Consider the following 22,708-nt stretch of genomic DNA (forward strand, 5'->3'; position numbering starts at 1 on the left):
GGGCGCCGGGCGGGCCTCAGGCGCGGCGGTTCGCGGCCGCGGCCGCGGCGGCGAGGTCGGCGAGCACGGGAGGCACGTCGTCCTGCGGCACGACCGCCTGGATGAGCGTCAGCGACGACGACGCCCGCGCGTCGGCCAGCGCCCGTCGCAGGTCTGCGACCGTGTCGACCCGCACACCCGTCGTCGACCCGCGGGGGTCCATCGCGGCCAGCAGGGTCGTCCAGTTCCACGCCGCGATGTCGTTGTACTCCTCGTGCAACCCGTGGATCACCCGCTCGACGGTGTAGCCCGCGTTGTCGACGACCACGATGATCGCGGGCACGTCATGGCGCACCAGCGTGCCGAGCTCGGCCGCGGTCAGCTGCGCCGCGCCGTCGCCGATGAGCAGCACCGGGCGTCGCTCGCGCCGCGCGAGCGCGGCGCCCAGGATCGCGGGGAGCGTGAAGCCGATCGCGGCCCACAGCGGCTGGCCGCCGAAGACGACGCCGTGGGGAAGGCGTTCTCCGGCCATGCCGTAGAACGAGGTTCCCTGATCGGCCAGCACGGTGTCTCCCTCGCGGAGGAACCCCGCCACCTCGCGCCAGAGGGCCCGCTGCGAGAGGGGGCCGTCGGCATCCGGGTCGCGCGGGGGAGCCTGCGCCGCCGCGGAGGCGTCTGCACGGAAACGGTCGCCCCGCGCCGCCACCTCGGCGGCCACGGCGTCGAGCGCGTCGCGCATCGCGAGGGGCCGGTAGTCGTCGTCGCCGACCCGCGCGTGCTCGCCACGGATCTCGACCGTGCGGGCGGTGTCGATGCGCTGCGAGAAGAAGCCCGTGGTGAGGTCGGTGAACTGCACGCCGGCCAGCACGAGCAGGTCGGCTCCCTCGATGCCGGCGCGCACCGCCGGAGCGCTCGCGGCGCCGAGGTAGGAACCGAGGTACCCGGATGCCGACTCGTCGACGACGCGGCGTCCCCAGAGCAGCGAGGCGTGGGAGATCCCGTGCGAGAGCAGGCCGTGGAGCGCGTCTTCGGCGCCGAGACGCGCCACGAGGATGTCGGCGAGCACGGCGACGGTGTCGGCCGCCTCGAGACGGGCGGCGACGGCGTCGCGGAAACGCGCGAGGACGACGGGGTCGGTCACGACGTCGGCGTCGGGAAGCGGTGAGGACGGCGGTTCGGCCGGGGCTTCGCCGACGTCGGCCGGGATGAGGAGGTAGCCGGGCAGGCGCCGATGACGCACCTCCGCGAGCAGGCGGTCGATCTGCGCGGGGGCGTCGGCGGCCGACAGCACCTCTTGCGCGGCGGTGACCTCGGCGGTCATGCGGGCGAAGTGTCCGAAGTCGCCGTCGCCGAGGGAGTGGTGACTCGCCCGGCCGGCCGCCTGCACCGCGGTGGTGGGTGCGCCCACGACATGGACGACGGGCACGTGCTCGGCGTAGCTGCCGGCGACGGCGCTGATCGCCGAGAGCTCGCCGACACCGAAGGTCGTGCTGAGCGCGCCGAGGCCGAGCAGGCGTCCGTAGCCGTCGGCGGCGTACCCGGCGCCGAGCTCGTTCGCGCACCCGACCCATTCGATGACGGGGTGGCGCTCGACGTGGTCGAGGAAGGCCAGCGTGAAGTCTCCCGGCACACCGAAGAGGTGTCGCACACCCGCCTCGGCGAGACGGTCGAGCAGGTAGTCGGCGACCGTGTACATCGTCATGGCCGCCGCGCGGGTTACCGGGTGCCGAAGTGGAAGGGGAGGGCCAGCGAGGCCGACACGAGGATGATGCCGAGCGCGAAGAACAGCGCGGGAGCGGCGAGCGAGAACGACAGTCCCGTCAGCAGCATGCCGCCGACGAACAGGATGAGCGAGACGATGAACATGAGGATCCCTTCGGTCGGTCCAGGCTATCGTGCCGGGTCGACCGGCCGGTTCGCCGGAGAGGTCGGCGTGGCGGCGCGGGGCGAGGCCGGCGCGCCGGTCGCCGCGATCCCGGGGTGGGGGTCGACGCGCCCGTCGAGCGGGCGCCTGCCGTCGAGGGCCGAGAGCGTCCACAGGGTGCTTCCGGCCACCGCGGCGGGCATGACGGCGACGGCGCCCAGGGGGACGAGGAAGCACAGCTGCGTCGCGACTCCGAAGCCGAGGGCTCGTGCGCGGTGCGCGCGGATGATCTCGCGCCGCGCGCGGCGGTCGAAGCCCCGCGCCGACAGGGACCGCGAGGTGAGCTCGTCGGCGAGCAGCCAGCCGGTGAGCGCGACGCCGGTGGCGAAACCGAGCACACCGCCCACGAACGGGACGAGTCCGATGAGCCACGCCAGAGCGGCGGCCAGGATGCCGCGGAGGATGAGGCGCACGCTGTCGCCGACCGCGCGCCAGAAGCCGTAGTCGGCGTCGGGCACCGCGCCGGTGGCGCTGCGCTCGGTCGCTCGCCAGATGCGGTCGTAGAAGGGCTCGCCGACCGCGAGGGTCACCGCCGTGAACGACACCACGACCACCAGGAGGGCGGCGCCGAAAGAGGCGAGGCCGATCGCCCAGCGCACGGCGTCGGCCCAGAAGGGCGGCCACGCGTCGGCGAAGGGCGTCCAGTCGTCGACGAAGCCCGGGAGCGCGAGAGCCCACCCGATGAGCGCCGCCAGGAAGACGATCCCGACGACGGTCCCGGGGATGAGGCCCAGCGCCATCGCCCCGGGCGTCCGGCGCCACTGGCCGAGACCGCGGAGCAGGAGTCCTGCGCCGGTGAGGAATTCGCGCATGCCGGAAGTCTGGCAGACCCGCCCGCACGGGGCTGGTCGCGGCGGCAACGAGCCTCAGGACGCGGGGAACTGCTGCAGCGTCCAGCGGTTGCCGTCCGGATCGGCGAAGGTGACGAACCGCCCCCATTGCTGTTCGTCGACGCCGTCGGCCTCCACCCCCGCCTCCCGCAGGTGCGCGAGCGCGTCGTCGGCGTCGGGCACGACCACCTGGATCGTGTCTTGGCGTCCTGGCTCGAGCGTCATCCCGAGACCGGTTCCGAAGGCGATCGAGCAGGCGGACCCCGGCGGGGTCATCTGCACGAAGCGCAGCTCGTCGGTCACCTGGTGGTCGTGGTCGGGGTGGAACCCGATCCGTTCGTAGAACTCCTTCGCCCGGTCGACGTCCGTCACGGGGACGAAGATGAGCTCGATCCTCCACTGCATGAGCGGCTCCTCTCGATGTGCGGCCAGTATGGCCCCGGCCTCCGACATCACGCGAGCGGCGGTGCCCGCAAGGACCCGCGCCGGTGTCGGAGGGCCCTGGAAGGATGCCGTCATGCGCATCCGCACGACCTCGACCCAGCGCACGTACCGGTACGTGCGACTGGCGCTCATCGGTGCCTCCGTGTTCCTCGCGATCGGGGTCGCACTCGAGGTCGCGGGCGGTGCGGCGCTCCCGTCCGTCAGCGCCGCCTATTACGGCCCGGCGGGGCCGGTGTTCGTCGGCGCGCTGAGCGCGATCGCCCTGGCGCTGCTGGCACTGTCCGGCAGGAGCATCGAGCAGGGTCTGCTCGACATCGCCGCGGTCCTCGCGCTCGCGGTGGCCTACGTTCCGACCACCGTCGCGGCGGGTGTCTGCGAGCCGGTGCTGCGGTGCGTGCCGCCCGAGGTGCGCGCGACGGTGGTGAACAACGGCGCGGCCGTGGCATCCGTTGTCCTTCTCGGGGCCATCGCCGGGGGGATCCTCGCGCGGGTGCAGGGCACGGCCAGCCGGGGAGTGGCGGCGACGATCGGGGTGATCGTGTCGCTCACCGTCGCGGCGTGGGCGTGGGCGGTGATCGCACCGGAGGGCTTCTTCGCGATGGCGCACGAGGTCGCGGCCGTGGCGTTCTTCATGCTGATCGCGGCGGTGGCGGCCCTCGCCGCGTGGCGGCCGCAGTCGACCGGCCGTCGCCGCGCGGGCCTGCGGCGGGCGTACGGCGCCGTCGCGGTGGGGATCCTCGCGACGCTCGTCCTGCTCGCCATCGGCATCGTGACGGACCTCGAGCGCACGGGGTTCCCCGTGGTGTTCGTGGGGGAGTCGATCGCCCTCGCGCTGTTCGGGGTGTTCTGGGTGGTGCAGACCGTCGAGTTCTGGAACGAGGCCGATCCGGGTCTTCGGGAATAGCCGCGACGGCCTCGCGTTGAAGTTGATACGGCGGCACTCAAGTTGCCAGTCCTCACGTATCACAGGAGACGGAATTGCCCGAAGATGTCACTCCCGGCGCCGGCGACGGCGCGCAGTCGTTCGACGAATTCCTCGCTCGCTACCTGGCGGGCGAACAGGCTCGCGCCGAGCGCTCCATCGACCTCAGCCGCTTCCTGAGCGCCCGCACCCAGGACGCCCTGCAAGAGGCCGGTCGCTTCGCCCTCAGCCGTGGTCAGCGCGAACTCGACGCGCTCCACGTCCTCCACGTGCTCGTCGGTCGCTCGCCCGCGAAGGAGGCGGTGAGCCGGCTCGGCGCCGACCCCGCCGCCATCGCCCGGGCCGCCGAGAGCCGTCTGCCCGCCGCTTCACCCGCCGCCGACGTCGACGGCGCGGTGGTGGCCGGCTCCGTGCAACGCGCCCTGTTCCACGCGTTCCAGGTGGCCCGCGCGGCGGGATCGACGTACGTCGACCCCGACGACCTCTTCTTCGCGCTCGTGCTCGCGCAGGACGCCCCGGCGGGCCAGATCCTCGCCCAGGCCGGCGTCACCGCCGAGGCCCTGACCCAGGGCGTGCGCGAGACCGTCCTGGGCGGCGAGCAGAGCGAGACGACGGCGGAGAGTGCATCCGTGACCCCGAACCTCGACCGCTTCGGCACCGATCTCACCGCGCGCGCCGCCGCGGGCGAGCTCGACCCCGTGATCGGGCGCACAGACGAGATCGAGCAGACGATCGAGATCCTCAGCCGCCGCACCAAGAACAACCCCGTGCTCATCGGCGAGGCCGGCGTCGGCAAGACCGCCGTCGTCGAGGGACTCGCGCGCGCCATCGTCGCGGGTGAGGTGCCCGAGCAACTGCGCGAGACCCGCGTGGTGTCGCTCGACCTCGCCGCCATGCTCGCCGGGGCCCGCTATCGCGGTGACTTCGAGGAACGTCTCACCCAGACGATGGACGAGGTCTCGGCATCCGAGAAGCTCGTCGTCTTCATCGACGAGGTGCACACGCTTGTCGGAGCAGGCGGGAGCGGCGATGGATCGATGGATGCCGGGAACATCCTCAAGCCCCGCCTCGCGCGCGGCGACGTGCACCTGATCGGTGCGACCACCCTGCGCGAGTACCGCACGATCGAGAAGGACCCCGCTCTCGAGCGGCGCCTGCAGCCCGTGCGCGTGGGGGAGCCCTCGATCACGGATGCCGTGGAGATCCTGCGCGGACTGCGGTCGGCGTACGAGCAGCACCACGCCGTCACCTACACCGACGACGCCCTGCGCGCGGCCGTCGAGCTCAGCGATCGCTACCTCGCGGATCGGGTGCTGCCCGACAAGGCGATCGACCTCATCGACCAGGCCGGCGCGCGTCTGCGGCTGAAGCTGGGCGTGTCCGTCGACACATCCGCCTTGCTCGAGCGTCTCGCGACCCTCGAGGCCGACAAGAACGCCGCCGTCTCGGCCGAGCACTACGAAGAGGCCTCGCGCTTGCGCGACGAGATCGCCGCGGTGCAGACGCGCCTCGACGAGGCGACCAGCCGCCCGAGCGCTGCGGCCGTGGTCGACGAGCCCGAGATCGCCGCGGTGATCAGCCGCGCGACCGGCATCCCCGTCGCGCGCCTCACCGCGACCGAGCGCGGTCGACTCGCCGAGCTCGAGACCGAGTTGCACGCCCGCGTCATCGGACAGGACGACGCCGTCGCGGCCGTCGCCAAGGCCGTGCGCCGCAACCGCACCGGCATGGGCGACGAGAACCGTCCCGTGGGCTCGTTCCTCTTCCTCGGACCCACCGGCGTCGGCAAGACCGAGCTGGCCAAGGCCCTGGCCGGATCCCTCTTCGACGACGACGGCGCCGTGATCCGCTTCGACATGAGCGAGTTCGGCGAGCGCCACACCGTCTCGCGCCTGATCGGCGCCCCTCCGGGATACGTCGGCTACGACGAAGCCGGTCAGCTCACCGAGCGCGTGCGCCGCAACCCCTACGCGGTGGTGCTGTTCGACGAGATCGAGAAGGCCCACCCCGACGTGTTCACCCTGCTGCTGCAGGTGCTCGACGACGGTCGCCTCACCGACGGCCAGGGGCGCACGGTCGACTTCCGCAACACGGTCATCGTGATGACCTCGAACCTCGGCGCGGAGTTCTTGGCATCCCGATCCGGTGCGATCGGGTTCACGACCACCGGCCGCGAGTTCGCCGACGCCGACCTGCGCGACCGGGTGATGGGCAAGCTCCGTGAGGCCATGCGGCCGGAGTTCCTCAACCGCATCGACGACATCGTGCTGTTCCGCAAGCTCGAGAGGGCGCAGTTGCGCGAGATCGTGGGGCTGTTGCTGGGCGCCACATCGCGGCGGCTCGCTTCTCGAGAGGTGACTTTCGAGGTGACGGATGCCGCGATCGACCGCCTCGCCGAGGTCGGCTACGAGCCCGAGTACGGCGCGCGGCCGCTGCGCCGCGTCATCCAGCGCGAGGTCGACGACCGCATCGCCGACCTCTTCGTCTCGGGGGAACTGGCAGACGGGGGAGCGGTGACGGTGGATGCCACCGACGCGGGCTTCGTGGTGATGCCCGTCGTGCCGGCGCTCGCCGCCTGAGTCGTCCCTTTTGTGCGCGGGTGGCGCGCCAGTCACGCCCCCGGTGCTTCGGCGCCGGGGGCGTCCAGCGTGTCGGGGGCGTCGGCGCCGGGTTTCGGCATCCGTGGACCGGCTGTGCGCGGCACCCCGCGGACATGACGCAGGAGTTCCCGGGCGCGGTCCGCGGTTCGGCGACGTGTCGCGCCCGGTCGCGGCGCAGAAGTCCTGCGTTGTGTCGGCGTGGGCGCGGGCGCGGGCGCGGGCTCGGGCGCGGGCGTGGGCGTGTGGGCGGGCGTGGGCGTGGGCGTGTGGGCGGGCGTGGGCGTCGGCGCGGGCGTGGGCGTGGGTGCGGGCGCGGGTGCGGGCGTGGGCGCAGGAGGGAGGCGGCGACGCCGGTTCTGCCCGCAGTCCCGAACGGACGGAATCCTCTGCCGCGATGTCGGAGGTTCGGGGCAGAGTAGACCCATGAGTCGTATCGGCATGATCTTCAGCCCGTACCCGCACCCCCCTGAGCAGCTCCGTGACGCCGCGCGTGCGGCCGAAGACGCCGGCGTCGAGGAGCTCTGGTTGTGGGAGGACTGCTTCCGGTCGTCGGCGTGGGCGGCGGCCGCGGCAGCGCTCGCGGTCACCGACCATCTGCGCATCGGCGTCGGCATCGCGCCGTTGCCTCTGCGCAACGTCGCCGCCTCGGCGATGGAGGTGGCGACGATTGAGCGGATGTTCCCCGGTCGTCTGCTCCCCGGGTTCGGTCACGGAGTGCAGGACTGGATGCGACAGGTCGGGGCCAAGGCCGCATCCCCGCTCACGCTCATGCGTGAGCACCTGCCGGCGCTTCGAGCGCTGCTCGCGGGCGAGACGGTCAGCACCGAGGGGCGGTATGTGAAGCTTCGCGGTGTCGCGCTCGACTGGCCGCCGGCGACTGCTCCTCTCGTCTACGCCGCCGCGGAGGGGCCCAAGACGCTCGCTCTCGCGGGCGAGGTGGCCGATGGTGTGGTGCTCGACAGCCGTCACACCGTGGCCGAGATCGCCGCCGCCGTCGAGACCGTGCAGGCGGGGCGTGCCGACGCGGGTCGCGAGGGTCGCGCCGACGTGGTGGCGTACGTGCTCACGGCATTCGGTCCCGGCGCCCGCGAGCGCGCGACCGCGATGATGCGCGATCGCCCCGATGCCGCCGACCGCGTGCTGGCGGGCTCCGTGTCGGAGGTCGCCGACGGAGTCGCGCGGTTCCAGGCCGTCGGTGTCGACGATGTGGTGCTGCTCCCCACCGACGACGTCGATCTGGCGGCCTTCGCCGCTGCCGTCGGCCAGGTCGCTCTCGCCCTCCCCGCCGCCGGGGGCGTGTCGTGACGCGGGGCGTCGTCTCGCTCGGACTCGCGGGTTCGCTGGGGCCCGATGCCGTGGCCGAGATCGCCCCCGCGGTCGAGAGCGCGGGCTTCCACACGCTGTGGATCAACGACACCCCCGACGGCGACGCCCTGGTGGTCCTCGCCGCGGTCGCCCGCGTCACCGACAGCCTGCACCTGGCGACCGGGGTGGTCCCGATCGACCGCCGCCCGGCCGACACGATCGCCGCCGAGGTGCGGTCTCTCGGACTTCCGCTCGACCGGTTGACCCTCGGGATCGGCTCCGGTGTCGCCAGAGAGGGCGCACTCGCGCGTGTCGGACGTGCGATCGAGGTGCTGCACGACGCCGGGCTGCCGCGCGTGGTCGTCGGGGCGCTGGGGCCGAAGATGCGCCGCGTGGGAGCGGAGCGGGCGCAGGGCGTGGTGCTCAACTGGGTGCCGCCTCTCGAAGCGCGCACGCAGTCCGATGCACTGCACGAGATCGCTCACGCGGCCCACGTCGCCGTGTACGTGCGCACGGCCGTCGATCCGGCCGCGCGAGCCCGTCTCGACGCCGAGACCGCACGCTATGCGTCGTTCCCGAATTACGCCGCCAACTTCGAACGGATGGGGGTGGATGCCGCCGACACCACCATCCGCGACCTCGCGCACCTGGGCGAGACCCTCGAGGCCTACACGGCGGCGACCGATGAGGTCGTGCTGCGGGCGATCGTGCAGGAGGACACCGTCGAGGCCTACGTCGACTTCATCCGTCGAACGGCACCGTCGACACGCTGACCCGACGCCGCCGGGCGGAGGGCAGGGGGTTCGCCGGTCTGGGCTGCTGTCGCACGGCGAGCACCCGTCGAGCACGATCGGATCAGCGCACCATCCGCAGCGTCCGCGGGATCGGACCGAACGAGGACAGCGCGCAGCGGTGCCCGCTACCGTGGAGGACATGCCCGACCCGCGCCAGGTCCGCGACACCGTGTCGGCGGCGATCGACGGCGAGCGGCTCGAGGCGCACGGCATCCATGTCCTCATCGGCGACGACGAGGCCGAGCACCGCTGGGTGCGTGACGAACCGTCCGACGTGTACTCGGTGTCGAAGGGGGTGAGTGTGCTCGCCGCCGGGATCGCCGTCGCCGAGGGGGTCCTTTCAGCGGAGACACGCGCGGTCGATGTCGTGCCCCTGACGGATGTCGGGCCCGGGGTCGATCAGGTCACCCTGCGTCACCTTCTGACGATGACCAGCGGGATCGACTTCGAATGGTTCGCGGGACAGCCGGTGCCCGGCGACGATCTCGCCCGGACGATGCTGCGCGCAGGCTCACGCGGACCCGGTCGCGTGTTCCAGTACTCGGACGCGAGCACCTACGTCGCGATGCGGATGCTCGCGTCGCGCGTCGGCGACGTTCGGGACTGGCTCCTCCCGAGGCTGTTCGGGCCTCTCGGCATCCCGTGTCCGGCGTGGACGCGGTGCCCGAGCGGGTACGTCCTCGGCGGGAGCGGACTGCACCTGCGCACGAGCGACCTCGTCCGGATCGGGCGCGTCCTGCGCGACGGTGGCCGTTTCGGCGAGCGCAGGATCGTGGATGCCGCCTGGGTCGCCGCGATGCACGTCGACCCGCGCGAGACGGGGGCTCCCGCGCCCTGGTCCCGGTACGGCATGGGCGGGTGGGAGGGACCCGGACGCGGCTGGCGGCTCGACGGCCTGAACGGTCAGTACGTGTTCGTCTCCGCGGTGCACGACGCGGTGATCGCGATCACGGCCCACGAAGAGTCGCGCGACCACCGCCTCGTCGAGATCGCCGCGGAGGCGCTCGAGGGCGCGTGAACGTCGTCGCGGGTGCGCCCGGCACGGGTGCCGGTGGCTCGCCCGCTCTCCCTCGACCCGAGGCCCGCAACCTGGTGGAAGACTGACCGGATGCCACGTCGTCGAGGTCTCACCGTCCGTTCGGTCGCACGCGGGGCGCTGGCCCTGCTGCTGGTCGGGGCGGGCGTCAGCCATCTCACGTGGGGCCGGCGGGGGTATCGCATCGTCGTGCCGGGCTGGGCCACGCGGATGCTGCACACGGACAAGGACGCCATCGTCGTGGCATCCGGAGCCGTGGAGATGATCCTCGGGACGGCGCTGATCACGTTGCCGCGCGAACGCCGCCGCATCGGGGCGGTCATCGCCGTGTTCTTCGTCGCCGTCTTCCCGGGCAACGTGCACCAGTGGCGTACGGGGCGCGCGGCGCCGGGGCTCAACACCGACCGCGCGCGTTTCCTGCGCCTGTTCCTGCAGCTCCCGCTCGTGGCGTGGGCGTGGTGGGCGACGCGGGACCGCTGATCCTCGCGGAACATCTCCCGTCACGGTGAGGGGTGGGTCGAGCCTTCCCGGTGCGAGGCACGCGCGACATCGCGGCGGACGGCGCCCCGAGAGGTCCCACCGGTCGCGTCCTGGGGGTGGTCGTGCGCTTCGGGGCGCCGGATGTGCGGTGGGGCGGCCGTTGTCCGCCCCGTTGCACGATCCGCGTCCTGAACGCCGAGCGCCTATCGACGCCCTGACCGGGCGCAGCCCTGACCGGGCACAGCCCTGACCGCGTTGAGCTGCGTCTCGGCACGACGCCGCGACCGCCCGTGAGCGTAACCCCGCGCAGCCCCGACCGCACCGGGCGGTGGTTACGCCGCCTCGCCGAGCTCCAGGATGCCGGTCTCGAACGCCGCGCGGGCGAGCACCTTGTAGCCGTGCTCGGCGAAGAACACGGTGAGTCGGTCGTCTTCGATGCCCATGACCGTGCCGGTGCCGAACTCGCCGTGCTCGACGACGGAGTCGATCCGGATGCCGCCGTCGTCTGCGTCCGCGGGGCCGTCCGCCGCGACCGGGGCCTGGGCGCCGCTGTCGCAGCGGTCGCACGCCCCGCAGTGCTCGGGGGTGGCGACGCCGAAGTACTCCAGGAGAGCGCGCCGACGGCAGCGGGTCGTCTCGGCGTATCCGCGCATGATCTCGATGCGCGACGCGCGGATGCGCTCCTCGGCCTCGTCGCGCTCGCGCACCGCGCCGACCGCGTCGCCCGCCGACACCCGTTCGTGCACCGAGACGCCCTCAGGGCCCGACACGGCCAGGCCGCACGCGACGAGCTGGTTCAGCACCCGCCCGATCGCGCGGGTCGAACGGCCGCTCTCGTCGGCGATGCCTTTCGCGCGCAGGGGCGTCGTCGCGCGGAGAAGGGCGTCCCACACCCCGGCGATGTCGGCGCGTTTGGTGTGCCCGCCGGCGAAGAACGACCGCAGCGAGAAGTCTTCGGCGCGGTAGTGCAGGATCGCCCGGGCGGGCTGCCCATCGCGCGCCGCGCGACCGATCTCCTGGGCGTACGAGTCGAGCGACTCGGTGACGTCGGCGTGCACGACCAGGCGCACGTCGCTCTTGTCGACGCCCATGCCGAACGCCGAGGTCGCCACGACGACGTCGAGTTCTCCCGCACTCCACGCCGTGTGCACCTCGTCGCGCCTCTTCTGCGCCATCGCGCCGTGGTACGCGGCCGCCCGCAGACCGAGGGCGGCGAGCTCGTCGGCGTAGGCGTCGGTCTCTTTGCGGGTCGCCACATACAGCAGCGCCGGGCCACCGGCATCCTGAACGTCCGCGATCACGGCGCGCCGCTTGTCGTCGTCGTGCTCGTGGCGGCGGACCGCCAGGTGGATCTCGGGTCGGTCCATGCCGCGCACCTCGAGGTGCGGGTCGCGCATGCCCAGGCTCGACACGATGTCATCGCGGACGGGAGCGGATGCCGTGGCCGTCAAGGCCAGCAACGGCGGATGCCCGAGCGCCTCGACGGCATCGCCGATCCGCGCGTAGTCGGGGCGGAAGTCGTGTCCCCACGCCGAGACGCAGTGGGCCTCGTCGACGACGACCAGGCGCACATCGGCCTTCGCGAGGCGGTCGAACACCTCGCTGTTGGCCAGCTGCTCGGGCGCCAGGAAGGCGTACACGGCGTCGCCGCTCTCGATCGTCGCCCACGCGGTGCGCTTCGCGGCGGCGCTCGTCCGGGAGTTCAGCGCCACCGCGGCGGGAGCATCGGGTGCGCGGTCGATCGAGTCGATCTGGTCGCGCTGCAGGGCCAGCAGTGGCGAGATCACGACGGTTACGCCGCCGAGTTCGCATCCGGAGATCTGGTACACCGCCGACTTGCCGGCGCCGGTGGGGAAGACGACCAGGGTGTCGCGCCCGCCGACGACGGCGTCGATCGCTTCGGCCTGCCCCGGCAGCAGGTCGTCCCACCCGAAGACCTCACGGGCGGTGCGGGCGGACTGTTCGAGGGTGGCGGGAGCGTTCACGGATGCCTCATTCCTGGGGAGGCCTTCAGCACACCTCAGACCTCCGACATCGACGCGGGGGTTGCGACGATCGGCGACCTGTGATGACCCCGACCGTCCCGGACGGGGCGACGCGTCGTCGTCGCACCCGCACGAACGACTCCGCACCGGGTCGGCGGACGCCCCACGGCACGGCCGACGCCTGAGGTCTCGATGCACCGCGACCCATCTCACGACCCGCAGATCGAGGGCGAGGCGGTTCTGATCCCGGATGCCACGGGCGCGCTGCCGACGCAAGCGCACCGGCGATGTCGGAGGTGGGTGTCAGGATGCCGACATGCTCTTCAGCGATATCGAGACGGCCCTCGCGGCGGTGACGAACACGCGCTCCCGGCTGGCGAAGGTCGACGCCCTCGCCGCGGTGCTGCGGTCACTCGCGCCCGATGAGATCGTGCCGGCGGTGGGTCTGTTGACGGCGTCGCCGCGTCAGGGCCGGCTCGGTGTCGGGTGGCGCACGCTGTCGAGCCGCGGCGGATCCCACGCCGCCGAGCCGTCGTTGAGCATCGACGACGTCGACGACGCCTTCTCGCGGCTGTCCGCGATCGGCGGGGCGGGGTCGGCAGCGGTCCGCACGGCGCTCCTCGACACGCTGGCGGAGCGGGCGACATCGGGGGAGTGGCAGCTTCTCGTCCGCGTCATGACCGGCGAACTGCGCACCGGAGCACTCGAGGGGGTGCTCCTCGACGCGGTCGCTCGCGCGTCCGATCGCGACGTTTCGGCGGTGCGGCGCGCGGCGATGCTCTCGGGCGATCTCGGCGAGACGGCGCGTGTGGCCCTGACCGGCACGGTCGACGATCTCGCCGCGGTGGGCCTCGTCGTCGGTCGTGGCGTTCAGCCCATGCTCGCCTCCACCGCCGCATCGGTCGCCGACGCGCTGGGTGTCGCCGGCCGGGCGTCGGTGGAGTACAAGCTCGACGGGGCGCGCGTGCAGGTGCACCGGCACGGCGACGAGGTGCACGTGTACACGCGCACCTTGGCCGACGTCACGCACCGGGTGCCCGAGATCGTCGAGGTGGTCCGTGGTCTGCCGGTGAGCGACGTCATCCTCGACGGTGAGACGCTGTCGCTCGACGACGACGGGGGTCCGCGCCCCTTCCAAGACACGATGGCGCGATTCGGTGCCGAGACGGCCCGCGAGATCGCCCTGCGGCCCTGGTTCTTCGACGTCCTGCACATCGACGGGCGCGACCTCGTCGACGAGCCGCTGTCGGCCCGACTCGACGAGCTCGAGCGCATCGCCGCGGCGTGGCGCATCCCCGCGGTGATCACGGACGATGTCGACACCGCCGACGCGTTCGCGCGCGATGCCCTCGCGGCCGGTCACGAGGGCGTGATGGTGAAAGGCCTCGACGCGGCGTACACGGCGGGGCGGCGTGGCAAGAGCTGGCTCAAGGTCAAGCCCGTGCACACCTTCGACCTCGTGGTGCTCGGCGTCGAACGCGGCTCGGGGCGGCGCTCGGGCTGGCTGTCGAACCTGCACCTCGGAGCGCGAGACCCCGAGGGGCGATTCGGGCGAACCGACGGTTACGTCATGGTGGGCAAGACCTTCAAAGGCCTCACCGACGAGCTGTTGACCTGGCAGACCGCGCACTTCTCCGAGCGCGAGGCGGGAGAGATCCCCGGCGGCATCCGGGTCGTGCCCGACACGGTCGTCGAGATCGCGATCGACGGCGTCCAGCGATCCGTGCGATACCCCGGCGGCGTGGCGCTGCGCTTCGCGCGCGTGAAGGCCTACCGTTCCGACAAGCCCGCGGCCGAGGCCGACACGATCGACACGCTGCGTTCACTCCTCCCCGGGGGCGGCGGTTCGGCCGATTCCGATGAGACGGACGAGGTGTGATGCCGCGGGCGGCACGCGAGCGGCAGACGCCGCTCGGGCGAAAAGACCGTCTCGTGGCGCGCCGCGGGACCGAGAGGACGACGCGATGAGTCTTGCCCCCTGGCTCGACGGCGAGCTCGGCTACCGGAGTTTCGGAACACCCGGAGCGCCGCGCGCCGTGTTCGTTCTCCGCACCGGCGATGCGGCCACCACCGACCCGGACGCGCGCGTCACCTCCGGCTACGACGTGCGCGTCGTCGCCGTGGGACTCGACGCCCCCGAGCTGGAAGACCCGCCGGTCTTCGGGGGACAGACTCCCGCCGGTCTCACCGTGGAGGCGCTGCGAGAGCTGGTCGACCGGGAAGCGCCCGGCGCCACCGTCGGACTGGTGGGGGAGCGCTCCGCCGGCCCGATCGCGATCTATCTCGCCGCGGCCCTGGGCCCGGTCGTGGATCGCCTGGCCATCGTCGGCGTGCAGAGTCCGTCCGACCCGCTCAGCCGCGATCTGCGCACGCCTCTGCTCGACCATCTCGATGCCGAGGTGCTGGTCGTCGTCGGGGGAGACGGTCCGGCCGACACCGGCGACGCCGGGTGGTACGTCGACCGGATGCGGTCGGCCGAGGCCGAGGTCGTGCCCGACGCCGAGATCACCTCGGTGAACGGACACGTGACCCTCACCTCGGTGTGGGAGCGTGTCCTCGCGCACGTCGCACCGGGTGCCGAGCGCCGCTGATCCCGAGACCTCCCGGTCAGCCGCGCACGACCGTGCGTGGCCGCCGTCGCGGTGCGCACACCGATCCTCGTGCCGGGTGCCGCCGAGCTTCGAGCCCTTCCCGTCAGCCGCGCACGACGGCCTTCACCTGCACGACGTTGGACTCCTCGTCCACCTCGACGTGTGCGGTCTGCGCCTTCAAGAAGTCGGAGAAGCTGCGGAACCCCAGCGCCTTCTCACTGAACGACGGATCGAGACGCTTCATGAGGTCCTTCACCGCCGACGCGTGCAGCCATTCCCCGTCGGCGCGTTCGCCCTCCAGCTGCATCGCCCGCTCGAGCAGGTCGACCGCCGGGTCCTTCGAGCGCTTGCGCGCCCGCGGCCGTGAGGGCGGGGAGTCCTTCTTGGTCTCGGCGAGGTTCGGGATGCCGGGCAGGGAGTCGTACGCGTCGAAGCGGTCGCAGGCCGCCGCGAGCGATTTCGCCGTGGAGCCCGCCACTCCGACGCCCACGACGTAGCGTCCGAGCCTCTTGCACCGCTGCGCGAGGGGGACGTAGTCGCTGTCGCCGGCGACGATGACCACGTGCGTCAGGTCGGGGAGACGGAACATGTCTTCCACGGCATCCACGGCCAGGCGGATGTCGGCGCCGTTCTTCGCGTAGGCCGCCGCGGGGAAGAGCTGCACGAGGTCGACCGCACGCGCCACCAGCTGCGAGCGGTACTCGGCGTTCACCGGGGCCGACCAGTCGGCGTACGCGCGGGTCAGCACGAGCGTGCCGAACGACGCCGCGTAGTCGATGATCGCGCCCACGTCGATCGTGGCCTTCGTCAGCCGTTCGGTGATCTCGGGCTCGACCGGGCTGTCGGCGATCTTCTGCCGGTCGCGCGAGTAGGCGTTGCGCCCGTGGACGCGGTCGTACCACGACATCACGATGTTGTCGAAGTCGAGGTAGACGGCGACGCGGGCGGTCTGGGTGTCGGGCATGACTCCAGTCTGACCCGTCCGCCGGGCGCGGAGGAACCCTGCGCCCGGGAACGCCCGCCGAGTGGGAACCGCTGCGGCACGTTGCTCTTCACCACCGCGCGCACGGCCGAGACGCCCGCGGCGCACCGGCCGCGAGCGTCGGTGCTCAGCGCTCGCCGGGGTAGACGACGCCGATCTGGCGGCGCACCTCGTCGAGCACGCCCATGATCGCGACGGTCTCCTCGATCGAGAGGATGTCGTTCGCCGCGGCGCCGTCGGCCGCGAAGCGCTCCGCGGCGAGCGCCTGGTACTGCATGCCGCGCCCCTCGACCTCCGAGGTGAACTCCTCGAGCACGTCGCCGTCGGGCGACACGACGCGGAACGAGGTGGGCGTGTACCAGACCCGGTCGATCTCGATGCGCGCCTCGGTGCCGACGATCTGCGCGGCGTTCATGCCGGCACCTCGCGACGACGACACCGTGGTCGAGATCGCGCCGCCCGCGTGCACGAAGGTCGTCGCCACCTCGGCGTCGCTCCCGGCATCCGAGAGGCGGGCGAGGGCGGTGATGCGCTCGGGCAGTCCGAGCACGTCGACCGCGAAGGAGATCGGGTAGATGCCCAGGTCGAGCAGGGCGCCGCCGCCGAGCGCGAGGTCGTTGAGGCGGTGCGCGGGGTCGGTGGGGAGCTTCTGGGTGTGGTCGGCCGAGACGACGCGCACCTCGCCGAGGGTGCCGGCGGCGAGGATCTCGCGGATGCGGACCATGTGGGGCAGGTAGCGCGTCCACATCGCCTCCATGGCGAGCAGGCCTTTCTCGGCGGCGCGGTCGCGGATGAGCGCGGCCTCGGTCGCGTTGAGGGTGAAGGGCTTCTCGACAAGCACGTGCTTGCCGTGATCCAACGCCAGCAGGGCGTTGTCGACGTGACCGGGGTGCGGGGTCGCGATGTAGACGATGTCGACGTCGGGGTCGGCCACGAGCTCCTCGTACGAACCGTGGGCGTTCGCGATGTCGTACTGTTCGGCGAACGCGCGAGCGCTGTCGATGCGGCGCGAGCCGACGGCGGCGACATGTCGTCCCGCCGTGCGCAGGTCGGAGGTGAAGGCGTGGGCGATGCCGCCCGTCGCGAGGATGCCCCAGTGCAGTCCGGTCATGGCATCCACCGTATCGGCGCGCGACGTCCCCGCGGGCCGCCCCCCGGAGTCGTGTGCTCCCTCCCGCCCCCGACCCCGGTGACGGCGCCTGACGAACGCGACCGGACCCCGCGCCGATCGCGGTCGGCGATCCGCGTGTGGCAGCGGTGCATCTCGTGCGCGCGACCGGTGCGAAAGTGTTCGATGCGCGCCGGGTTCACCCTTCCCGCGTCGTCGGCTATCCTCGTGTGACCGGTCACGCAGCAGCGCGCGACCCGCAATGAGGCGGACGATGAGCGACACCGATATCCCGGAGGCGACAGGGCGCGCCCCGAGCATCCGCGATGTCGCCCGCGTGGCGGGGGTGTCGTACCAGACCGTCTCGCGGGTGATCAACAACAGCTCGCAGTTGCGTCCCGAGACGGCGGCCAAGGTGCGTTCGGCGATCGCCGAGCTGAAGTTCGTGCCGAATCAGGCGGCCCGAGCCCTCGCCACCAGCCGTTCGCGTCTGATCGGCGTCCTGGGCCCGCGCGTCACGACCCACGGCGTGGCATCCATGGTGCAGGCGATCGAGTCGGCCGCGCGCGCCGCGGGATACCGGCTGACCGTCACGAATCTCGCCACGAGCGACCCCGACGACGTGCGCGCCTCGATCGATCACCTCATGCAGCAGTCGGTCGAGGGGCTGATCGCGGTCGCCCCTCAAACCCGCGTGATTCCGATCCTCGAGGAGTTGAAGCTGCCCGTGCCGGTGCAGACCGTGGCATCCACCGGGGTCTCCAGCTCGCACAACGATCAGGCCGCCGGAGCGCGTGCCGCCGTGCGGCATCTGATCGAGCTGGGCCACACCCGCATCCTGCATGTCGCGGGCCCACGCGACTGGATCGAGGCGGACCATCGCATGCGGGGCTATCTCGCCGAGATGGATGCCAACGACCTGCCGCCGCGCCCGCCGGTGCTGGGCGATTGGACGGCGCAGTTCGGCTACGAGGCCGGACGGGAGCTGCTGCGAGCGGAGGACGTCACCGCGGTGTTCGCGGGGAACGACCATATGGCGCTGGGGTTCATGCATGCCGTTCGGGCCATAGGTCGCTCGGTCCCCGAGGACATCTCGGTGGTCGGCTTCGACGACGTGCCCGAGTCGGCGCATCTGTGGCCACCGCTCACCACCGTGCGACAGGACTTCGTGGGGATCGGTACGCGCGCCGTCGCCGACCTGCTCACGACGCTCGGCGAGTTCCAGGGCGATGTCCCCGCTGCCGAGCCCGACCATCTGCGCCTGATCGTGCGGTCGTCGACCGCGCCGCCCTCGCGCTGACTTCGTCACGTTTCGGCAACGGCTCGATGTCATTCGCGTCGGGACTTGACAGGTCGACCGCCGAGCGGGGTAGCATCACACACACAATGTGAACGGTCACATGACCGGGTCACACGGCCGACGGGACTCGCTGCGGAGCGGATCCGTCGAGACGAAGACGTTTCGAACGACGCGGGGTCTCCCGCGCCACCGACCGGCCCTTCGTTTCGCCCTCGAAGCCGTGCGTGCCCGAGATGCTCCGTCAGCAGTGCCTGCGATGGCCTCCAGGGGGAGACATCGCGACTAACACCCAATGGAGGGAACCAGAGTGAAGAAGCACAGCATGCTCAAGGCGGTCGCCGGAGCCGGCGTCCTGGCGCTCGGCATCGGTCTCGCGGGTTGCGCGGGCGACCGCACCGGTAACGCCGGTGGCGGCGAAGAGGAGGCAGGCGGCATCATCGGTGTCGCGATGCCGACGCAGCAGTCGGAGCGCTGGATCGCCGACGGCAACAACGTCAAGTCGCAGCTCGAGGAGCTCGGTTACGACGTCGACCTGCAGTACGCCAACGACGACATCCCCACCCAGGTCTCGCAGATCGAGAACATGATCACCACGGGCGCCAAGGCTCTGATCATCGCCTCCATCGACGGCACCACGCTGACCGACGTCCTGCAGCAGGCCGCCGACGCCGGTATCCCCGTCATCGCGTACGACCGCCTCATCAACGGCACGCCCAACGTCGACTACTACACGACGTTCGACAACTACAAGGTCGGCGTGCAGCAGGCCACCTCGCTCCTCACCGGCCTCGGCGTGCTCGACGCCTCGGGTGCCGACACGGGTGCGGCGGGTCCGTTCAACGTCGAGCTGTTCGCCGGTAGCCCCGACGACAACAACGCCACGTTCTTCTGGAAGGGCGCGATCGACACGCTCCAGCCCTACCTCGACAAGGGCACGCTCGTCGTCCCGTCGGGTCAGACGGAGTTCGGCCAGGCGGCGATCCTCCGCTGGCTGCCCGAGACGGCGCAGGAGCGCATGGAGAACATCCTCACCGTCATCGGCTCCACCAAGCTGCAGGGCGTGCTCTCACCCTACGACGGTCTGTCGATCGGCATCATCTCGGCTCTCACCTCGGGCGGCTACTCGGCCAGCGACCTGCCCGTCGTCACCGGTCAGGACGCCGAGGTCGGCTCGATCAAGTCGATCATCGCCGGTGAGCAGTACTCGACGATCTTCAAGGACACGCGCGAGCTCGCCAAGCAGGCCGTGACCATGGTCGACGACATCCGCAAGGGCGAGACCCCCGAGGTCAACGACGAAGAGACCTACGACAACGGCGAGAAGATCGTCCCGTCGTACCTGCTCGAGTCGACGATCGTGACGAAGGACAACTACAAGGAGATCCTGGTCGACAGCGGTTACTACACCGAGGCCGACCTGGGTTGATCCCCGCGGGAGGGCTCCGGCCCTCCCGACCCGCCTCCGCCGCGGCCCGATCGGGTCGCGGCGGAGGCTCCCGCGGAGACGCGCGACGCGCACCCGCCCCCCATCATCCCGACCGGCGATGAGCCGGTTCTGCAAGGAGGACCTCGTGAGCACCATCCTCGAGATGCGCTCGATCACCAAGGAGTTCCCCGGCGTCATCGCGCTCGCCGACGTGTCGTTGACCGTCGAGCGCGGAACGGTTCACGCCATCTGCGGCGAGAACGGCGCCGGCAAGTCGACCCTCATGAAGGTGCTCAGCGGTGTGTACCCCGCGGGCGACTATCGCGGCGAGATCGTCTTCGACGGCAACACCGTCGAGTTCAAGGACATCCGCGACAGCGAGGCCGCGGGCATCGTCATCATCCACCAGGAGCTGGCGCTCAGCCCCTACCTCTCGATCGCCGAGAACATCTTCCTCGGCAACGAGATCACCCATCGCGGCCTGATCGACTGGGATGCCACCAACCGCGAGGCCGCCAAGCTCCTCGCCCGCGTGGGTCTCGGCGACAGCCCCGACGTGCCCGTCAACGAGATCGGCGTCGGCAAGCAGCAGCTCGTCGAGATCGCCAAGGCGCTGTCGAAGGACGTCAAGCTCCTCATCCTCGACGAGCCGACCGCCGCCCTCAACGACGACGACTCCGAGCACCTGCTCGATCTGATCCGCCACCTGCGCGGTCAGAACATCACCTGCATCATCATCAGCCACAAGCTGAACGAGATCCGCGCGATCGCCGACGAGGTCACCATCATCCGCGACGGCCGCACGATCGAGACCCTCGACGTGGCCACCGGCGGCACCAGCGAAGACCGCATCATCCGCGGCATGGTCGGCCGTGAGCTCGAGAACCGCTACCCCGACCGCGACGTCGAGATCGGCGACGAGGTCCTGCGCATCGAGGACTGGAACGTCAGCCACCCCACGGATGCCGCGCGCACCGTCATCCACCAGGCGAACCTCAACGTCCGCGCCGGCGAGGTCGTCGGCATCGCCGGTCTCATGGGCGCCGGACGCACGGAGCTCGCGATGAGCGTGTTCGGCAAGAGCTTCGGCTCGCGCATCTCGGGCACCGTCTACATCAACGGCAAGAAGGCGGACACCTCGACGGTGCCCAATGCCATCCGCAGCGGTCTCGCTTACGTGACCGAGGACCGCAAGGGCGCCGGCCTCAACCTGATCGACACGATCAAGCGCAACATCTCGCTCGCGGGAATGCGCAAGCTCGTGAAGGGCGGCTTCGTCGACGGCGACGAGGAGTACCTGGTCGCCAACCGCTACCGCAAGTCGATGAACATCAAGGCCCCCAGCGTCGATGTGGTCGTCGGCAAGCTCTCCGGCGGCAACCAGCAGAAGGTCGTGCTGTCGCAGTGGCTCTTCTCCGACCCCGAGGTGCTGATCCTCGACGAGCCCACCCGCGGCATCGACGTGGGCGCGAAGTACGAGATCTACACGATCATCAACGCCCTCGCGGCGCAGGGGAAGGGGGTGCTGGTCATCTCGTCCGAGCTGCCCGAGCTCCTCGGCATCTGCGACCGCATCTACACCCTCAGCGAAGGCCACATCACCGGCCAGCTGCCCATCGAAGAGGCAACTCCCGAGGCACTCATGGTGCTCATGACGAAGGAAAAGGAAGCCGACCATGTCAGCGCTTGACAACACCGTGACCCCGAAGGGTCCCGCCACGCCGAAGGGACCCGTCGGCGGCGGCGCCGGCAGCGGTGCCGGGGGCCTCGTGCAGTTCTTCACCTCGCGCCTGCGCGAGATCGGCATCTTCATCGCCCTCATCGTCATCGTGCTGCTGTTCCAGGCGCTGACCGGCGGGCGTCTGCTCACCGCGGGCAACGTGTCGAACATCATCGTCCAGAACAGCTACATCCTGATCCTCGCGATCGGCATGGTGATGATCATCATCGCCGGCCACATCGACCTGTCGGTCGGTTCGGTCGCGGCCTTCGTCGGTGCCGTCTCGGGCGTGTTCATCGTCGAGTGGGGCATGCCCTGGTGGCTCGGCATCGTGCTGTCGCTCCTGATCGGCGCGGTGGTCGGCATGTGGCAGGGCTTCTGGGTGGCCTACATCGGCATCCCGGCCTTCATCGTGACGCTGGCGGGCATGCTCCTGTTCCGCGGTCTCACGCAGATGACCCTGGGCAACACGCAGATCACGCCCTTCCCGACCGAGTACCGCCAGCTCGGCGGCGGCTACCTCTTCCCCGACCTCTTCCCGGCCACCTCGTCGCCCGCGGAGTGGATCACCGTCGCCCTGGGCGTGCTGACCCTCGTGCTCTTCGTGGTGTCGCAGGTACGCCAGCGTGCGAAGCGCGCGGCGCTGGAGCTGCAGAACGAGCCCCAGGTCGCCTTCCTCGTGAAGGTCGTCGGCGGTGGCGCACTCATCGTGTATCTCACCTACCTGCTCGGTGTGGCCCCCGGTTCGCGCGGTACGCCCATCGTGCTCGTCGTGCTGGCGGTTCTGATCATCGGGTACTCGACCGTCATGAGCCGCAGCGTCTTCGGCCGCCACATCTACGCGATCGGTGGAAACCGCACCGCCGCGAAGCTGTCGGGCATCAACACCCGCCGCGTCGACTTCATGCTCTTCGTGAACATGGGCGTGCTCGCGGCCCTCGCCGGCATCGTGTTCACGGGTCGCCTGAACTCGGCCGGACCCGGCGCCGGAAACCTGTTCGAGCTGGATGCCATCGCGGCATCCTTCATCGGTGGAGCTGCCGTCCAGGGTGGTGTCGGCCGTGTGGTCGGCGCGATCGCCGGTGGTCTGGTCATGGGTGTGCTGAACAACGGCATGTCGCTCATGGGCATCTCGACCGACGTGCAGCAGTTCATCAAGGGTCTCGTGCTGCTGCTGGCCGTGGCCTTCGACGTGTGGAACAAGAACCGCACGCGCGGGTGATCCACGCCCCTTTCGAACGCCCCGTCGCCTCGTGCGGCGGGGCGTTCGTCGTCCGCGCTT

General features: G+C 71.2%; 19 protein-coding genes. 12 read left to right on the plus strand and 7 right to left on the minus strand.

Features of this window, described 5'->3' with window-relative positions:
* Positions 1-16: 16 nt before the first annotated feature.
* The 4 genes from ACTJJP_RS16270 to ACTJJP_RS16285 are packed head-to-tail and all read right to left on the minus strand — an operon-like array spanning position 17 to position 3,138.
* Positions 17-1,681, minus strand: a complete 1,665-nt coding sequence (locus tag ACTJJP_RS16270; protein ID WP_440776027.1) for an alpha-keto acid decarboxylase family protein — start codon at positions 1,679-1,681, stop codon at positions 17-19.
* A gap of 14 nt (positions 1,682-1,695) precedes the next feature.
* On the minus strand, positions 1,696-1,845 hold the full coding sequence (locus tag ACTJJP_RS16275) for a hypothetical protein (protein WP_013585971.1): 150 nt from the start codon (positions 1,843-1,845) through the stop codon (positions 1,696-1,698).
* Between the two features lie 24 nt (positions 1,846-1,869).
* Positions 1,870-2,715, minus strand: a complete 846-nt coding sequence (locus tag ACTJJP_RS16280; protein WP_440776028.1) for an EI24 domain-containing protein — start codon at positions 2,713-2,715, stop codon at positions 1,870-1,872.
* 54 nt (positions 2,716-2,769) lie between these two features.
* Positions 2,770-3,138 (minus strand): VOC family protein, encoded by a 369-nt coding sequence (locus ACTJJP_RS16285; protein ID WP_440776029.1) that lies wholly within the window; start codon positions 3,136-3,138, stop codon positions 2,770-2,772.
* Positions 3,139-3,250: 112 nt separating this feature from the next.
* Between ACTJJP_RS16285 and ACTJJP_RS16290 the strand changes: the two genes are divergently transcribed.
* From ACTJJP_RS16290 to ACTJJP_RS16315, 6 genes are all read left to right on the plus strand, one after another.
* Positions 3,251-4,081: a hypothetical protein gene (locus tag ACTJJP_RS16290; protein ID WP_440776030.1), complete on the plus strand. Its 831-nt coding sequence runs from the start codon at positions 3,251-3,253 to the stop codon at positions 4,079-4,081.
* A gap of 74 nt (positions 4,082-4,155) precedes the next feature.
* Entirely contained in the window at positions 4,156-6,678 is a 2,523-nt protein-coding gene (locus ACTJJP_RS16295; protein ID WP_440776031.1) for an ATP-dependent Clp protease ATP-binding subunit, read from the plus strand.
* A 444-nt stretch (positions 6,679-7,122) separates the two neighbouring features.
* A complete protein-coding gene (locus ACTJJP_RS16300) occupies positions 7,123-8,004 on the plus strand; it encodes an LLM class flavin-dependent oxidoreductase (RefSeq protein WP_440776032.1) in 882 nt (293 codons plus the stop codon).
* A complete protein-coding gene (locus tag ACTJJP_RS16305) occupies positions 8,001-8,777 on the plus strand; it encodes an LLM class flavin-dependent oxidoreductase (RefSeq protein WP_440776033.1) in 777 nt (258 codons plus the stop codon). The genes ACTJJP_RS16300 and ACTJJP_RS16305 overlap by 4 nt, the downstream gene beginning before the upstream one ends.
* Positions 8,778-8,937: 160 nt before the next feature.
* Positions 8,938-9,816 (plus strand): serine hydrolase domain-containing protein, encoded by an 879-nt coding sequence (locus ACTJJP_RS16310; protein WP_440776034.1) that lies wholly within the window; start codon positions 8,938-8,940, stop codon positions 9,814-9,816.
* Between the two features lie 90 nt (positions 9,817-9,906).
* Positions 9,907-10,314: a DoxX family protein gene (locus ACTJJP_RS16315; RefSeq protein WP_440776035.1), complete on the plus strand. Its 408-nt coding sequence runs from the start codon at positions 9,907-9,909 to the stop codon at positions 10,312-10,314.
* A gap of 332 nt (positions 10,315-10,646) precedes the next feature.
* Here ACTJJP_RS16315 and ACTJJP_RS16320 read toward each other — a convergent pair whose 3' ends face one another.
* Positions 10,647-12,299: a RecQ family ATP-dependent DNA helicase gene (locus ACTJJP_RS16320; RefSeq protein WP_440776036.1), complete on the minus strand. Its 1,653-nt coding sequence runs from the start codon at positions 12,297-12,299 to the stop codon at positions 10,647-10,649.
* A gap of 316 nt (positions 12,300-12,615) precedes the next feature.
* On the opposite strand from ACTJJP_RS16320, the gene ACTJJP_RS16325 reads away from it, so the two are divergent.
* Together ACTJJP_RS16325 and ACTJJP_RS16330 are read left to right on the plus strand one after the other, a co-directional pair.
* Positions 12,616-14,178, plus strand: coding sequence for an ATP-dependent DNA ligase (locus ACTJJP_RS16325; RefSeq protein ID WP_440776037.1), 1,563 nt, complete (start codon positions 12,616-12,618; stop codon positions 14,176-14,178).
* 85 nt (positions 14,179-14,263) lie between these two features.
* Positions 14,264-14,890, plus strand: a complete 627-nt coding sequence (locus ACTJJP_RS16330) for a hypothetical protein (RefSeq protein WP_440776038.1) — start codon at positions 14,264-14,266, stop codon at positions 14,888-14,890.
* A gap of 103 nt (positions 14,891-14,993) precedes the next feature.
* On the opposite strand, the gene ACTJJP_RS16335 is transcribed toward ACTJJP_RS16330, so the two are convergent.
* Both ACTJJP_RS16335 and ACTJJP_RS16340 read right to left on the minus strand, forming a co-directional pair.
* Positions 14,994-15,854: an NYN domain-containing protein gene (locus ACTJJP_RS16335; RefSeq protein ID WP_440776039.1), complete on the minus strand. Its 861-nt coding sequence runs from the start codon at positions 15,852-15,854 to the stop codon at positions 14,994-14,996.
* 145 nt (positions 15,855-15,999) lie between these two features.
* Complete coding sequence (locus tag ACTJJP_RS16340; RefSeq protein WP_440776040.1) at positions 16,000-16,983, minus strand: Gfo/Idh/MocA family protein; 984 nt, start codon at positions 16,981-16,983, stop codon at positions 16,000-16,002.
* A 271-nt stretch (positions 16,984-17,254) separates the two neighbouring features.
* On the opposite strand from ACTJJP_RS16340, the gene ACTJJP_RS16345 reads away from it, so the two are divergent.
* The 4 genes from ACTJJP_RS16345 (at position 17,255) to mmsB (ending at position 22,648) form a co-directional block, all read left to right on the plus strand.
* Positions 17,255-18,280 carry a LacI family DNA-binding transcriptional regulator gene (locus ACTJJP_RS16345; protein ID WP_440776041.1) on the plus strand — a complete coding sequence of 342 codons (1,026 nt, stop codon included), beginning with the start codon at positions 17,255-17,257 and terminating at the stop codon, positions 18,278-18,280.
* A gap of 322 nt (positions 18,281-18,602) precedes the next feature.
* Positions 18,603-19,706: a multiple monosaccharide ABC transporter substrate-binding protein gene (gene chvE, locus ACTJJP_RS16350; protein WP_440776063.1), complete on the plus strand. Its 1,104-nt coding sequence runs from the start codon at positions 18,603-18,605 to the stop codon at positions 19,704-19,706.
* Between the two features lie 118 nt (positions 19,707-19,824).
* On the plus strand, positions 19,825-21,396 hold the full coding sequence (mmsA, locus tag ACTJJP_RS16355) for a multiple monosaccharide ABC transporter ATP-binding protein (RefSeq protein ID WP_440776042.1): 1,572 nt from the start codon (positions 19,825-19,827) through the stop codon (positions 21,394-21,396).
* A complete protein-coding gene (mmsB, locus tag ACTJJP_RS16360; protein WP_235561284.1) occupies positions 21,383-22,648 on the plus strand; it encodes a multiple monosaccharide ABC transporter permease in 1,266 nt (421 codons plus the stop codon). Before mmsA ends, mmsB begins: the two co-directional genes overlap by 14 nt.
* Positions 22,649-22,708 lie beyond the last annotated feature (60 nt).

This window comes from Microbacterium sp. 22296 (assembly GCF_052045385.1).
Classification (GTDB): Bacteria; Actinomycetota; Actinomycetes; order Actinomycetales; family Microbacteriaceae; genus Microbacterium.